This is a genomic window from Micromonospora sp. NPDC049645, assembly GCF_040675155.1.
GTDB lineage: Bacteria > Actinomycetota > Actinomycetes > Mycobacteriales > Micromonosporaceae > Micromonospora.
This window is the reverse complement of record NZ_JBFAOI010000008.1, coordinates 52414-66828: the sequence shown is the minus strand read 5'-3', so window position 1 is coordinate 66828 and position 14415 is coordinate 52414. Positions and strand designations below refer to the sequence as shown.

The following is a 14415-nucleotide window of genomic DNA, read 5'->3' as shown; positions in this document are numbered from 1 at the left end:
AGCGGAGGGTTCCCTCCGGATGCAACCAGGGTGAGGTGACGCACGTCATGGCCAGCGCAGGGCAGGCGCCCGAGGTCTTCGCCCAGCGGCCCAAGCGGGCCGACGCGCGGCGTAACTACGACGCCCTGATCACGGCGGCGCGCGAGGCGTTCGCCGAGAACGGGGCAGCCGCCTCGCTGGAGGACGTGGCCCGGCGGGCCGGGGTGGGCATCGGCACGCTCTACCGCAACTTCCCGAGCCGCCGGCACCTGTTCGAGGCCGTCTACGTCGAGGAGGTCCGGGAGCTGTGCCACTCCGCCGAGGGTCTGGCCGAGCTGCCGCCCTGGGACGCCCTCGTCGCCTGGCTGCACCGCTTCGTCGCGTACGTCGCCACCAAGCGGGCGCTCGCCGAGCAGTTGCTGCACGACTCGGAGATCTTCGCCAGCTGCCGGACGGAGATCTTTGCCGCCGGTGAGCCGCTGATGCGTCGCGCCCAGGCCGCCGGTGTGGTCCGGAACGACATCGGCTTCGACGACGTGGTGCGCCTGATCAGTGGCCTCACCATGGCCCAGTTCCCGTCACCCGAGCAGCGCGACCGGGTGCTGGGCGTGGCCCTGGACGGCCTGCGCCCGCCGGCCACCCCGCACTGACGCCCCAGCGGCGACCGCGCTGGCGACCCGTCCGCGACCGCGCTGACACTGACACCCCAGCCGCGACCGCGCTGGCGGCTGTCCGCGCGGCGCCCTCAGCGGTCGACCAGGAGCAGCCACTCGTCGTCGAGGCGTTCCACCGTCGTCTCCGCCGGCCAGCGATGACCGGGGTCGACCACCGCCCGGGCCTGCTCGACCTGCGGCGGCCGGCTGAACTGGGTGTCGCGGAAGCTGGCCATGCTGTGGAACCGGGCCCGGCCGAAGTTCGCGGCGTCGGTGAAGCGGGCACCGTCGAAGAGCGCCTCCGCGCCGAACACCGTCCAGCGGAACAGTGCCATCTGGGTGAAACGGGTGGAGTGGAAGCTGGCCGACCGGTCGAACTCGGTGTGCTCCATCGACAGGGCGCCGTCGAAGACGGCCTCCCGGAACGAGACGGCGTCCTCGAAGCGGGTCGCGTCGAAGCTGGTCGGCTGGCCGAAGGTCGTCCGGCGAAATGAGGTCAGGCCGGCGAAGCTGGACCGCCGGCAGGACAACCCGTCGCTGAAGACGGCACCGTCGAAGCTGGCCAGACCGCCGACGCGAACACCGTCGAGGACGACCTCGCCGTCGCCCGCGAGGCCCTCGAAGACCACGTCGCCGAAGGTCGCCGCGCCGAGCATCAGACGCCCGCGCGCCGTCGCGCCCGCGAAGGTGGTCGTGCCGGTGAACACCGCCTCGGTGAAGGTCGCGTCGACGAGCGTGCAGCCGGCGGCGTCGAAGTCGATCAACGTGGCGCCGGCCAGGTCGAGGGTCAGCTCCGGCCAGTGGACCGCGTCGTCCGCGCGCAGGTGCCGGGTGAGCACGCGCTGCGCGCTGCGCCGGACCTCCGTCTCGCGCGGCTCGCCGGTGGGCGCCGGCATCCGCAGGTACGCGCAGAGCACCGCCGCGATCGTCGGGCGCTGCCCCGGGTTGTCCTGACCGAGGCGCTCCAGCGCGTGCAGGCCGCCGAGGCGTACCGCCGCGCTGTCGTTGCCGAGCAGCTCGACCGCCCGGGTGTAGAGCTCGGTCAGTCGGCGCTCGGCCGCGTCGTGCTCCACGGCGCCGGACTGCCGATCCTGGTGGCGCTGGGCGGCCTCGGCCACCGCCTCGGCGTGCGCCTGCACCCGGTCGCGGTGCGCCTGGTCACGCGCGGCGACCGCCTCCTGGTGGCGCTGGGCGCGTTCGGCGATCCACTGACGGCGCGCGGCCAGCAGCAGCGCGAGCCCGCCCCCGGTGCCGGCGACGACGGTCAGGCCGGTGCGGATCGCGTCGATGCGCAGCGTGGCGCGGGTGTCCGGTTGGCTGGCCCGGTCGGCCTCGGTGAGCAGCAGATCCAGCACCAGCCAACCGAGGGCGACGGCGGCCAGTAGACCGATGAGGACCAGCCACCACGGCATGACCCGCAGCTCGCGTTCGGTGGGTTCGTCGACAGCCACGGCGACAGCATGCCAGTCACCGCCGGGCGTCCGATCTGGAGCGTGGCGGTTTGCCGGTTTGCGCCCCGGCCGGAACAACGGGTTACCGGCCCGTAACAAGTCATTGACGTTTCTGAATTGTTGCGGGCATGATCGTCGCACGGTCGACCGGACACCCCCACCCACCTGCCCGGTTCGCCGGGTGCCTCCCCCCGGAGGTGCAGCCGTGCTGCTCCGAAAGACCGCCCTCGTCCTGGCCCTCGCCACCGCGGCCCTGCTCGCGTCCGCCGCCACGGCGACCGCCGCCCCCACCGATCCCACCCCGGCCACCCCGGCCACCGCGGCCGTCGTCGCCGCCGCGGCCAACCCCGTCATCGTGGTCGGTGGGCTCAGCGGCGTCGCCGTCGCGTACGAGCCGATCGCCGCCCGGCTGCGCGCCGACGGCTACCGCACCTTCATCTACCAGTTGCCCGGTCTGGGGCTCGGTGACATCCCCACCTCGGCCCGCGCGTTCGCCAGCTACGTCGCGCAGGTGCGCGCCAGCACCGGCGCCGCGACGGTGGACCTCGTCGCCCACTCCGAAGGGGGCCTGGTCAGCAGGTACTACCTCAAGCGGCTCGGTGGCACCGCCAGCATCGGCCGGTACGTCAGCCTGGGCACACCGCAGTACGGCACGTACGTCGCCAACATCGTGGCGTTCCTGGGCCTGGGCAGCTGCGCCGGCGTCGTGGCCTGCCAGCAGATGACCATCGGCTCGGCGTTCCTCGCCGACCTCAACGCCGGCGACGACACCCCGGGCGCGGTGCGCTACACCACCATCCGCACCCTGCAGGACGAGTTGGTCCGGCCCACCGGGAACGCCGCCGTCAACGACGGCGCGACGAACGTGCTGGTCCAGGCGTACTGCCCGCTGCGGGTGGTGGGGCACCTCGGCCTGGTGCTCGACGGCACGGCGTACACCATCGTGCGCGGCGCCCTGGTCGACGGCCCGGTGCGACCCAACTGCCTCGCGCTCTGACCCGGACCGGTGCGGCGGTCCTGCGGGGGCCCGCCGCACCGGACCGGCGACGGATGGCCGGTGAACCCGTGCCGACCCGGGGGTGAGTGTCGGGTGCGCGACGATCCCGCGGAACGGTCTGGCAGACATCAGACGTCCTCGATAACCTGCTCCGGCTGTCCATTCCCGACAGTGGACGCCATCCTTCGTCAAGGAGCAGCGCGCATGACCGAGCCGCCCACCGTGCCGCCGGAGAGCACCCCGCCGACCGTGCCGCAGCTCGACATCCGGGCCGCCCAACCGCCGGCGGCGGACGCCCCGCCGGCCACGGGCGGGTTCGCCGACCGCCCACCGGGCTACCCCAGCGCGCTGGTCTGGCTGCGCGCCGGGATCCTGCGGGACTGGCGCGGTGTGCTCGGCGCGTTCGTCGCCACCTGGTTCTACCTGCCGGTCGCGTTGCTCCTGGCGTTCTGGGGCGGTCTCACCTTCGCCGTCGCCGGGCTGTTCGCCGTCGGGTCCGGCGCCGACGACCAGGTACCGCAGGTGCTGCGCGACGCCCCGCTGATCGGCTCCCTGATCGAGGCGTTCCTGACCCGCTCCGGCGGGGTGCTCGGTGGCGTGGCCGGCTTCGTCATCGGCTTCCTGGTCGGCTTCCTCGCCGTGCTGGCGCTGCCCTGGCTGGGCGTCGCCGACGAGCCCTTCGCGCTGATCACCGGCCTGATCGGCACGGTCATCGCGGCGGCGCTGATCGGAGTGCTCTACACGCTCTACCGGGTGCTGCTCGAACCGCGCCTGCTGGTCGTGTCCGGCGCCCGCCAACCCAGCCGTCGCGAGTACGCGCGGCTGCGCCCCGTGCTCGACGACTGCGCCCGACGACTCGGCCTGCCCAGCGTGCCCCGGCTGCTGATGGAGGACGACCCGGTCCTGAGCAACGCCCGGACGTACGCCCGGCACGTGGTGGTCACCACCGCCGTGCTGGCCGAACCGGACGACGAGGTGGCCGCGCTGCTCAGTCACGAGCTGGTGCACTGGCGTACCGGGGACGAGATCACCAGCGCCTTCGTCCGCGGTGTCGGCCTGCCGCTGACCCTCGCGCACGCCCTGCCGACCTGGCTGATGCGGACGTTCCCGCACCCGGCCACCAACTTCGTGGTCTTCGTGTTCTTCTGGCCGGTGCTGCTCACCATGCGGTATGTGGTGCTGCCGCTGCACGCCCGCGACGTGCGGGCCGCCGAGTACCGGGCCGACCTCGGCGCCGTGCTCACCGGGCACGTCGACGGGCTGCGGCGCATCCTGGAACGGCGACTGTCCTTCGAGACCGGCCGCAGCGGCTGGGACGAGGCGGTCTGCGCCACCCACCCGCCACACGAGCTCCGGCTGGACGCGCTGGAGCGGGCGTCGGTCGCCGGTGCGCCCGCCGGGGCGGCCGAGCCCGTCACCGTCGAGCGGCTGTTCAACCACTCCGGCGCGGTCGGCACCCGCCGCACCTGGCTGCTGGTCGGCGCCCTGGCGCTGGCCGCCTGCCTGGGCACCGGCGGGCTCGGCGTGGTGCAGTGGGCGTTCTTCCGTCCGCAGGCGGCTGTCGACGGATACTTCGCCGCGCTCGCCGACCGGGACAGCGACGCCGCGCTCGGCTACCTCACCGCGCAGGGCAGCGACACCGACACCAAGCTGCTCGCCCAACTCCTGCGCGGCAAGGGCTACCAACCACCGACCGACGTCGAGATCAGCTCGTTGGAGCGCGACGGTGACAGCGCCACCGCCACGGTGGCGTACCGGCTGGCCGACGCGCGGGCGACCGCCACCCTCAGCCTGGTGCGCGAGGACGAGACCACCGCCGGGCTGTTCCACGGCTGGCGGTTGAGCGGCGGGCCGACTCCGCTCAACGCGGCGGTCGCCGACCCCGGGGTACGACTCAACGGGGTGGAGCTGCCGGTCGCCACCGAGGGTCCGCCGCTGGTGCTGTTGCCCGGCGTCTACACCGCGACCGGCCCGTCCAGCGCGCTCAGCGAGACGCCGACCACGACCGTGGCGGTCGGCCCGGGGGAGAGCGCCGCCGTCCTGCAACTGGCGCCGACGCTCAAGCCGGCCGCGATCGAGGCCGTCGAGGCCCGGGTACGCGCCTGGTTGGACGAGTGTGCCAAGCAGACCGTCGCGGCCCCGCCGGGCTGCCCCTTCCGTTACTACAACAGCAGCTCCACACAGAAGGTCACCTGGAAGATCCTGGAGTACCCGAAGCTCGCCGTGGAACTGACCGGCCCGGCCACCGCCCAGGTCTCCACCCCGTACGAGACGCAGGGCAGGGTGCAGGTCAGGGGCACCACCACCTACTTCGGCACCAGCTCACCGTTCGAGGATGAGGACGCGTTCACCGTCGCGGGCGTCGCCACCGCCGACGGCGACAGCGTCGCCTTCCGACCCGCCGCCAACTGACCCGACCCGCCGCCAACTGACCGGGAGAGAGATCGTGACCGACCGTGAGGCCGCAGCCCGGCTGCCCGTGCGGCTGACCATCAACCCCCGCCAGCGGCAGCCTCCGTCGGTCGACCTGCTGACCTGGATCCACCGCCGCCCGGAGTACCGACCGGTGGTCCGAGCGGGCGGCGGCGGTGGTGGGGGCCGGCCCGGCTTCAGCGACGCGGTGATCATCGCGGTGCTGGCCCAGGGTCTGCTGCCCGGCCTGTTCAACCTGTTGCAGTCCTGGGTCGACCAGCAGCGCACCGAGGCCAGCATCCGGATCCAGGCCGGCGACACCGAGGTCGAACTCCAGGTCAGCGGACGGACCGACTCCGCTCGCCTGCTGGCCCAGGCGACCGAGGCGCTGCGGGCCGCCCGGGAGACCGGATCGGAGCCCGGTCAGGACGCCGCCGGCTGAAACCCGGATCCCAGGGTCGGACGCCGCCGGCGCAACCGGCGGCGTCCGGACCTCCGGGTCAGCTCGCCTTGGCGAGCGCCTCGAACTCGTCGTCGGTGAGCCGCACGTCGGCCGCGCCCACGTTCTCCTCCAGGTGCGCCACCGACGATGTACCGGGGATCGGCAGCATCACCGGCGAGCGGCGCAGCAGCCAGGCCAGCGCGAGCTGCGCGGGCGACGCGCCGTGCGCGGTGGAGATGGCGTCCAGCGGACCGCCGGGGCGGGCCAGCTCACCGGTGGCGATCGGGTACCACGGGATGAACGCGAGGTCGTTGCGCTCGCAGTACTCCAGCACGTCCTCGGCGCTGCGGTTGGCGAGGTTGTACAGGTTCTGCACCGAGACGATCTCGGTGATCGCCCGGGACTCCTCGATCTGCGCCACGCTCACCTCGGACAGCCCGATGTGCTGGATCTTGCCCTCCTCCCGCAGCAGCGCCAGCTCACCGAGCTGGTCGGCGAGCGGCACCTGCGGGTCGATCCGGTGCAGCTGGTACAGCGGGATGTGGTCCAGGCCGAGGTGGCGCAGGCTCAGCTCGCACTGCTGGCGCAGGTACTCCGGGCGACCCACCACCCGCCAGTCGCCCGGCCCGGAGCGGGTGAACCCACCCTTCGTCGCGATGACCAGGTCATCGGCGTACGGGTGCAGGGCCTCCCGGATCAGCAACTCCGAGACGAACGGCCCGTACGAGTCGGCGGTGTCGATGAACGTCACACCCAACTCGATCGCGCGGCGCAGCACGCGTACCGCCTCGGCCGGGTCCTTCGGGTCGCCCCAGACACCCGGGCCGGTGAGCTGCATCGCCCCGTAGCCGAGCCGGTTGACGGTGACGTCACCACCGATCCGGTACGTGCCGGACGCCTTCGCGGGTTGCTCACTGATGTTTGTCGCCATTGCGCGATCCCCAATCGTCTCGTCGTGGCGGGCGTGGACAGCGCGGGCGTGGAGAGCCCACCCGCCACCGACGGATCATCCCCCGGAACCGCAGCGGCATGCCGGCGGACCGCCGACTGTGGGCGTGGACACGTCGGGCGTGCCCCGAGGCGAGTTGCCGGGAAGCGCCCGGTACGACCCGGGTCGCCGTGCGACGCTGGCCGGAGCCGGTGCGTTCCGGCGCGACGGCGGAGGGAGCACCCATGGGAGTGCCGCAGGTCAACTTCGCGCTCGACACGTACGAGTGCATCGTGATCTATCCCGGCGCGGCCGGGCGGGCCCTGCCCGCCGAGACCGTGCAGCGGTTGCAGGCGGAGCACGCCGAGCACATGCAGGCGTTGCAGCGACGCGGCATCATCCTGGTCGCCGGCTCGGTGGACGGGCCGGCGCGCGAGCCGGAGCCGCCGATCGGCTTCGGGCTGGCCCGCACCGGCAGCGTCGACGACGTCCGCAGCGTGTTGGAGGCCGACCCGGCGGTGCAGGCCGGGCTCTACCGCATCGACGTGCTGACCTTTCTCTGCCCGGCCGGTTCCCTGGAGTTTCCGCTGGTCAAAGCGGGCAGCTGAGCGTCCGGTCCGGCGCTGGCTGTCGTGATGACGACGGCGTCCGCCCGTCCGCCGGTGCTACGGTCGCGCCCTGCGCGGGCCGCCGCCGGGGCGTACCCGGCGTCGTGGGTCGGCCCCGGTCGAGGAGTCGCCATGATCTCCGCCGCCACCCCCGATGTCGCGTCCGCCGCCGCCCGACTGCGCGCCCTGCTCGGCGAACGGCTGCACGAGCCGGGCGATCCCGGCTTCGCCACCACCACCCGGCTCTGGAACGGCGCGGTGGCCCGCACGCCCGTGCTGGTCGCCCGGTGTCGCGAAGCCGACGAGGTGGCCGAGGCGGTACGCGTCGCCGCCCGGTATCACCTGCCCGTCTCGGTCCGTTCCGGGGGACATGACTGGGCCGGTCGGGCGCTGCGCGACGGCGGCCTGGTGCTCGACCTGACCGGGCTGCGCACCGTGCGCGTCGACCCGGACGCGGCCACGGTGACCATCGGCGGCGGCGCCACGGCGGCCGAGATGCTCGCCGCCGCCCGCCCGTACGACCTGGTGGTGCCCACCGGCGTGGTCGGCGCCGTGGGCATGGCCGGGCTCACCCTCGCCGGCGGGTACGGCCCGCTGTGCGGCCGGTTCGGCCTGGCCCTGGACAACCTGCTCGGCGCGGAGGTGGTTCTCGCCGACGGCCGCCGGGCCATCGCCGACCCCCGGCACGACGCCGAGCTGTACTGGGCGCTGCGCGGCGGCGGTGGGAACCTCGGCGTCGTCACCGAGCTGCGCTTCCGTGCGCACCGGCTGCCCGGCGTGCTGGCCGGCATGATCATGTTCGCGTTGGCCGAGGCGCCGGCCGTGCTGCGCGGCTACGGCGCGCTGGTCGCTGACTCCCCGGACGAGCTGACCGTGATGGCCGGCTTCCTGCCCGGCCCGGCCGGCGAGCCGGTGATCTTCGTCTGCCCGTTCTACAGCGGCCCCGACCTCGACGCCGGGGCACCGTGGATGGACCGGCTGCGCGCGCTGGGCACCCCGCTTGTCGACCAGATCGGCCCGATGCCGTACGCGGACGCGCTGCGGATGTTCGACGGCGGGATGGTCGACGGCAACCACTACCTGCTGCGGACCCGGTGGTTACCCGCGCTCACCGACGGCGCGGTGGACCTGCTCGTCGCCGCGGCCCGGCAGGTCAGCTCGCCGTTCTCCGCGCTGGCCGTGCACCACTTCCACGGCGCGGCCACCCGGGTCCGACCCGCCGACACGGCGTTCGGACTGCGCACCGACCACCTGATGACCGAGATCATCGCGGTGTGGGCACCCGGCGACCAGGCCGGCCCGCACCGGGAGTGGGCCGAGCGGACCTCGGCGGCGCTCGCCCCGCACGCCCTGCCCGGCGGTTACCCCAACCTGCTCGCCCCGGAGGAGACCGAGCGGGTCCGGCTCGCCTACGGCGCGAACTGGGAGCGACTGCGCCACGCCAAGCGCCGCTACGACCCCCGCGACCTGCTGCACGCGGTGCCCACCCTGCCGCCCTCGGTGCACCCGGAATGAGCCCTCGCCGACCGCTCCGGGGCATTCGGAATGAGCCCTCGCCTGCCGCCGTCGGGGCACCCGCGGTGAGCCGCCCCGACAGCGCACGCCACCGGAGGCGTACGATTCCCGGCGCGCGGTCGCTGATGCCCGTCGCCACAACGTTCCCGGTGCGGTTCCGCCCGCCGGCCCGATGCGCGCCGCGCGTCGTTGGACAACTGTTCCGCAGCCTGCAAGGGGTCGGCCCCGATTCCGACCCGAAGGAGAGACTAGCCTGATGGGCGTGACACGCCGCGCGAAGATCGTCTGCACTCTTGGTCCCGCCACCTCGTCCCCGGAGCGCATCCGTGGTCTCGTCGAGGCCGGCATGAACGTGGCGAGGCTCAACTTCAGCCACGGCAGCCACGCCGACCACGAGGCGGTCTACCGACTGGTCCGGGAGGCGTCCGAGGCGGCAGGTAAGCCGGTCGCCGTCCTCGCCGACCTGCAGGGCCCCAAGATCCGGCTCGGTCGGTTCGCCGACGGCCCCCACGAGTGGCGCACCGGTGACTCGGTCGTGATCACCGGCGACGACATCGTGGGCAGCAAGGAGCGGGTCTCCTGCACCTACCGCAAGCTGCCGCAGGAGGTGAAGCCCGGTGACCGACTGCTGATCGACGACGGTCGGGTCGCCGTGGAGGTCACCGACGTCACCGGCAACGACATCCGCTGCCTCGTCACCGAGGGCGGCCCGGTCTCCAACAACAAGGGCGTGTCGCTGCCCAACGTCGCGGTCAGCGTGCCCGCCATGTCGGACAAGGACGCCGAGGATCTGCGCTTCTCCCTCGGGCTGGGCGTCGACCTGGTCGCGCTGTCCTTCGTCCGCTCGGCCGAGGACATCAAGCTCGTGCACGGGATCATGGCCGAGGAGGGCGTGTTCCGGCCGGTGCTGGCCAAGGTCGAGAAGCCGGAGGCGGTGGAGCACCTGGAGGCCATCGTGCTGGCCTTCGACGGCGTCATGGTCGCCCGCGGTGACCTCGGCGTCGAGATGCCGCTGGACGAGGTCCCGCTGGTGCAGAAGCGCGCCGTGCAGCTGTGCCGGGAGAACGCCAAGCCGGTCATCGTGGCCACCCAGATGCTCGACTCCATGATCGAGAATTCCCGTCCCACCCGGGCGGAGGCGTCCGACGTCGCCAACGCGGTGCTCGACGGCGCGGACGCGGTGATGCTCTCCGGCGAGACCAGCGTCGGCAAGTATCCGGTGCTCACCGTCAGCACCATGGCCAAGATCGTGACGACCACCGAGGCCGGTTCGATCGGGGTGCCCCGGTTGCAGCACGACCCGCGTACCCACGGTGGCGCCCTCACCGTCGCCGCCTCGTCGATCGCCCGGGCCATCAACGCCAAGGCGCTCGTCGCCTTCTCGCAGACCGGCGACACCGTGCGACGGCTGTCCCGGTTGCACTGCGACCTGCCGCTGCTGGCCTTCACGCCGGTCCCCGAGGTGCGCGACCAGCTCGCCCTCACCTGGGGCGTGGAGACCTTCCTGATGCCGTTCGTGCAGCACACCGACGACATGTTCCGCCAGGTCGACCAGGCGCTGCTCGGCCTCGACCGGGCCAACCCCGGTGACTACGTGGTGATCGTGGCGGGTAGCCCGCCCGGCACCCCCGGCTCGACCAACACGCTGCGCGTACACCAGCTCGGCTCGCTGGTCGACGCCGCGTCGGCGCGGGCCCTGCAGTGAGCGACGGTCGGGTCGCGGTCGGCCAGGCGGCGGTAGACCAGCTGCTGGAGGTACTGGACCTCGACCCGACCGGCGAGATGACCTTCCGGGGGATGAGCCCCCCGGTCGGTCCACAACGGGTGTACGGCGGCCAGGTCGCCGGCCAGGCCCTGGTCGCCGCCGGTCGTACCGTCGACCCGGAGCGGTTCGTGCACTCGCTGCACGGCTACTTCGTCCGCCCCGGCGACCCGGTCGAACCGATCGCCTACGAGGTGGAGAACGTCCGCGACGGTCGGTCCTTCTCGGTCCGCCGCTCGGTCGCCCTCCAGCACGGCAAGCCGATCTTCTTCATGTCGGCGTCGTTCCAGCGGGCCGAGGAGGGTCTGGACCACCAGGCCCCGGCCCCGCTGGACGTGCCGCCGCCGCAGGACGTGCCGACGATGACCGACCGGCTGTCCCGCTACCCGGAGCGGCTGGGCATCTGGGGTCAGATCCCGCGACCCATCGACGTGCGCTACGTGGGGGAGCCCGGCTGGGTCCGCCCCGGCGACCGGCCCGCCGACCCGCACCAGCGCGTCTGGATGCGCATCGACGGCAAACTGCCCGACGATCCGCTGCTGCACGCCTGCGCGCTCACCTACGCCTCGGACCTCACCCTGCTGGACTCGGTGCTCTCCGCGCACGGCGAGGTGTGGGGGCCGGGCGGGCTGGTCGGCGCGAGCCTGGACCACGCGCTGTGGTTCCACCGACCGTTCCGGGCCGACGAGTGGTTCCTCTACGACTGCCTCAGCCCGTCCGCGTCCGGGGCGCGTGGGCTGGCCACCGGTCGGATGTTCACCACGGACGGCCGGCAGATCGCCAGCGCCGTCCAGGAGGGCCTGCTGCGCCGCGTCGGCGCCTGACCTGCCCGGCGCGTGGTCGGCGCCTGTTGGCCGCGATCGCGTCGGTCAGTTCTGGTAGATGGCCTCTCCGGCGATCTCGATCTGCACCGTCTTGCCGACCAGCACCCCGCCGCTCTCCAGCACGACGTTCCAGAGCAGGCCGTAGTCCTCGCGGTTCAGATCGGCCGTCGCGCTGAATCCGAAGATGTTCTGCCCGTACGGATCACGACGGGCGCCACCGAAATTCACCTCCAGGTCGACCGCGCGGGTGATCCCCTTCACGGTCAACTCACCGGTGAGGACGAATCGTCCGGGAATTCCGTCGGACTGCGGCGGAACAATGTGACTCCGGCCTCGTCCGCCCAGCCGATGGTTGCGCAGCCGGGCCCACTGGAATATGGGGTCCTCGTTGCGCTGCCATTTAATGCCGGTGCTTCGATATTCGAGGGTGGGATAGCGCTCCACGTCGAGGAAGTCGGCACTCTTCAGATGCGTGTCCCGGTCGAGGCTGCCGGTGGTGATGCTGGCCGACATGATGGTTGCCGTCACCGACGAGAGCAGCGGGTCCTCCGCCACGAAAATCTGGGCGGTGGCCTCGGCGAACTCGCCACGCACCGGGCTCACCATCATGTGCCGGGACAGGAAACCGATCCGCTTGTGCGCCTGATCGAGAAGATAGGTGCCGGCGGCCGGGATGGTCATGCCATCCCAGGTGCGTGTGGCGACATCGGTCATCGTGTTGCCTTCCCCCCGAGCGCGCCCGGGTGTTTATCAATATGTTGCTGGCGGCCGGGTAATGGGCCGGACATTCGTACTCCCGCCCAGCATAGGGACGCCCCGGAACACCATTTCGGCCGCCACCGCACGGTGGATCATGACGTACCTCACCGGTCCCGCACGCCGTCCCCGACGGGCACGTACCGCACGAGGTTTCATCGATGCGTGGCCGATCGGCCGAGGGTCGCCCGCCCGCCCGGCTGACCAGCGACTAACCTTGCCGACATGCGCCTCTCCGCCCGGGTCGACTACGCCCTCCGCGCGGCCGCCGAGCTCGCCGCGACGGCCAGCGGTCCCGGGCGTGGCCGGCCGGTCACGGCCGACCAGATCGCCCGTGCCCAGGAGATCCCGCCGAAATTCCTGGAGAGCATCCTGCTCCAGCTGCGCCGGGGCGGCATCGTGCACGCCCAGCGTGGCCCGGAAGGCGGCTACTGGCTGGCCCGCCCCGCCGAGGAGATCTCCCTCGCCGAGGTGATCCGCGTGATCGACGGACCCCTCGCCCACGTACGCGGGCAACGCCCCGAGCAGCTCGGCTACCACGGCCCGGCCCACGCCCTCCAGGAGGTCTGGATCGCGCTGCGGGCCAGCGAACGGGAGATCCTCGAACTGGTCAGCGTCGCCGACGTGGCCGCAGGCACCCTGCCCCCGCGGGTCACCGAGCTGGCCGCCGACCCCCGCGCCTGGATCTGAGCACCGGGCCCGGTCCCCGGCCGCGCCGCCCTTCCGGTTCCCAGCGCCGCCCGGCTTCTCGGCCTGCGGCGACGCGGGGGCCGTCGTCGGGGAAGCGCAGCCACGCGATGTCCTCGGGCTTGTCAACCTGCGGCCGCTGTCCCGGCTTGTCAGCCTGCAAGCTTGTCCGGCTCCTCGGCCTGCGGAGTTGCCCGCTCTTTCAGCCGGGCGTCGGCCGGCTGTTGACCCGTGGCGCCGCCCGCCGCGTCCCATCCACCGATCGGGGGCTTGACCCTGGCTGCCCCATCCCGCATTGTCGACCAAGTCGATAGGAGATACCGAAAAGTCAGGGGGCGCTCGTGCGCAAGCTGTTGGTCCTCGCTCTGGTCGGGCTCGTCGCGCAGTTGATCGATGGCTCGCTCGGCATGGCGTACGGGTTGACCTCGTCCACCCTGCTGCTGGTCGCCGGGGTCGCCCCGGCCGCCGCCTCGGCCTCCGTGCACCTGGCCGAGATCGGCACCACGCTCGCCGCCGGGGTCGCGCACTGGCGGTTCGGCAACGTCGACTGGCGGGTGGTGACCCGCATCGCCCTACCCGGCGCGATCGGCGCCTTTGCCGGCGCCACCGTGCTCAGCTCGATCTCCACCGAGGCCGCCGGACCGTGGATGGCCGCCATCCTCTTCACCCTCGGCGCGTACCTGCTGGTCCGCTTCGCCCGACCGCTGCGCACCGACCGGGTCGGCGGGCGGCTCCGTGGCCGCTTCCTCGGCCCTCTGGGTCTGGTCGCCGGCTTCGTCGACGCGACCGGCGGCGGCGGATGGGGTCCGGTAGCGACGCCGGCGCTGCTCGTCTCCGGCCGCATGGAGCCGCGCAAGGTGATCGGCTCGGTGGACACCGCCGAGTTCGTCGTGGCCGGCGCGGCCAGCATCGGTTTCCTGATCGGGCTGGGCGCGGAGGGATTCCTGCTGCCCACCGTCGCCGCGCTGCTGATCGGCGGGCTCATCGCCGCTCCGCTGGCCGCCTGGCTGGTGCGAATCGTGCCCGCGCAACTGCTCGGCGCGGCAGTCGGCGGCGTGATCGTGCTGACCAACGCCCGCACCCTGATCCGCTCCGCCGAACTGACCGGTCCGACCCGCCCCGCCCTCTACGCCGTACTGGCCGCCGGCTGGCTGGTCGCCCTGGTGTTGGCAGTACGCGCCCTCCGCCGCACCCGTCAGGCCCGCGCCCAGGCCGCGAGTGCTTCCCTCACCGCCGCGCCCGCCGCCGTGGTCCCGGCCGATCTGGCCACCACGGGTACGTCCACCCCAAGCTGACCCCGTTCGGTTTGTGCGGCACCACAACTCCATGATCAACGCGCGGGTGTGGTGCAGGGCGCGGTGCGACGCGCTGCGGGGCCGGGCGGAGGGCGGGGTGCGGAGG

Annotated in this window: 13 protein-coding genes; 10 read left to right on the top strand and 3 right to left on the bottom strand. The window is 72.8% G+C overall.

What is annotated here, in order from left to right; translation table 11 throughout:
* Window positions 1-47 precede the first annotated feature (47 nt).
* Complete coding sequence (locus tag AB0J33_RS19270) at window positions 48-629, top strand: helix-turn-helix domain-containing protein (protein WP_363615345.1); 582 nt, start codon at window positions 48-50, stop codon at window positions 627-629.
* 95 nt (window positions 630-724) lie between these two features.
* Here AB0J33_RS19270 and AB0J33_RS19265 read toward each other — a convergent pair whose 3' ends face one another.
* Window positions 725-2083, bottom strand: coding sequence for a pentapeptide repeat-containing protein (locus AB0J33_RS19265; RefSeq protein WP_363615343.1), 1359 nt, complete (start codon window positions 2081-2083; stop codon window positions 725-727).
* Between the two features lie 205 nt (window positions 2084-2288).
* On the opposite strand from AB0J33_RS19265, the gene AB0J33_RS19260 reads away from it, so the two are divergent.
* The 3 genes from AB0J33_RS19260 (at window position 2289) to AB0J33_RS19250 (ending at window position 5934) form a co-directional block, all read left to right on the top strand.
* The gene (locus AB0J33_RS19260; RefSeq protein WP_363615341.1) at window positions 2289-3080 is read left to right on the top strand and encodes an alpha/beta fold hydrolase; all 792 of its coding nucleotides are present in this window, start codon (window positions 2289-2291) and stop codon (window positions 3078-3080) included.
* 204 nt (window positions 3081-3284) lie between these two features.
* Window positions 3285-5492 (top strand): M48 family metalloprotease, encoded by a 2208-nt coding sequence (locus AB0J33_RS19255; RefSeq protein WP_363615339.1) that lies wholly within the window; start codon window positions 3285-3287, stop codon window positions 5490-5492.
* A 34-nt stretch (window positions 5493-5526) separates the two neighbouring features.
* On the top strand, window positions 5527-5934 hold the full coding sequence (locus AB0J33_RS19250; protein WP_363615337.1) for a hypothetical protein: 408 nt from the start codon (window positions 5527-5529) through the stop codon (window positions 5932-5934).
* 58 nt (window positions 5935-5992) lie between these two features.
* On the opposite strand, the gene AB0J33_RS19245 is transcribed toward AB0J33_RS19250, so the two are convergent.
* Complete coding sequence (locus AB0J33_RS19245; protein ID WP_363615335.1) at window positions 5993-6865, bottom strand: aldo/keto reductase; 873 nt, start codon at window positions 6863-6865, stop codon at window positions 5993-5995.
* A gap of 242 nt (window positions 6866-7107) precedes the next feature.
* Here AB0J33_RS19245 and AB0J33_RS19240 point away from each other — a divergent pair, with 242 nt between their 5' ends.
* The 4 genes from AB0J33_RS19240 to AB0J33_RS19225 all read left to right on the top strand — a co-directional run bounded on the left by AB0J33_RS19240 (window position 7108) and on the right by AB0J33_RS19225 (window position 11571).
* Window positions 7108-7470 carry a YciI family protein gene (locus AB0J33_RS19240; RefSeq protein WP_363615333.1) on the top strand — a complete coding sequence of 121 codons (363 nt, stop codon included), beginning with the start codon at window positions 7108-7110 and terminating at the stop codon, window positions 7468-7470.
* 132 nt (window positions 7471-7602) lie between these two features.
* Window positions 7603-8985: an FAD-binding protein gene (locus tag AB0J33_RS19235; RefSeq protein ID WP_363615331.1), complete on the top strand. Its 1383-nt coding sequence runs from the start codon at window positions 7603-7605 to the stop codon at window positions 8983-8985.
* Window positions 8986-9241: 256 nt separating this feature from the next.
* Window positions 9242-10690, top strand: coding sequence for a pyruvate kinase (gene pyk, locus AB0J33_RS19230; RefSeq protein WP_363615329.1), 1449 nt, complete (start codon window positions 9242-9244; stop codon window positions 10688-10690).
* Complete coding sequence (locus tag AB0J33_RS19225) at window positions 10687-11571, top strand: acyl-CoA thioesterase II (protein WP_363615327.1); 885 nt, start codon at window positions 10687-10689, stop codon at window positions 11569-11571. Before pyk ends, AB0J33_RS19225 begins: the two co-directional genes overlap by 4 nt.
* A 45-nt stretch (window positions 11572-11616) precedes the next feature.
* On the opposite strand, the gene AB0J33_RS19220 is transcribed toward AB0J33_RS19225, so the two are convergent.
* Window positions 11617-12285, bottom strand: coding sequence for a YceI family protein (locus tag AB0J33_RS19220; RefSeq protein ID WP_363615324.1), 669 nt, complete (start codon window positions 12283-12285; stop codon window positions 11617-11619).
* 267 nt (window positions 12286-12552) lie between these two features.
* On the opposite strand from AB0J33_RS19220, the gene AB0J33_RS19215 reads away from it, so the two are divergent.
* Both AB0J33_RS19215 and AB0J33_RS19210 read left to right on the top strand, forming a co-directional pair.
* Window positions 12553-13017 carry an Rrf2 family transcriptional regulator gene (locus AB0J33_RS19215; protein ID WP_363615322.1) on the top strand — a complete coding sequence of 155 codons (465 nt, stop codon included), beginning with the start codon at window positions 12553-12555 and terminating at the stop codon, window positions 13015-13017.
* A gap of 338 nt (window positions 13018-13355) precedes the next feature.
* Complete coding sequence (locus tag AB0J33_RS19210) at window positions 13356-14309, top strand: sulfite exporter TauE/SafE family protein (RefSeq protein WP_363615320.1); 954 nt, start codon at window positions 13356-13358, stop codon at window positions 14307-14309.
* The last annotated feature ends 106 nt before the right edge of the window (window positions 14310-14415 follow it).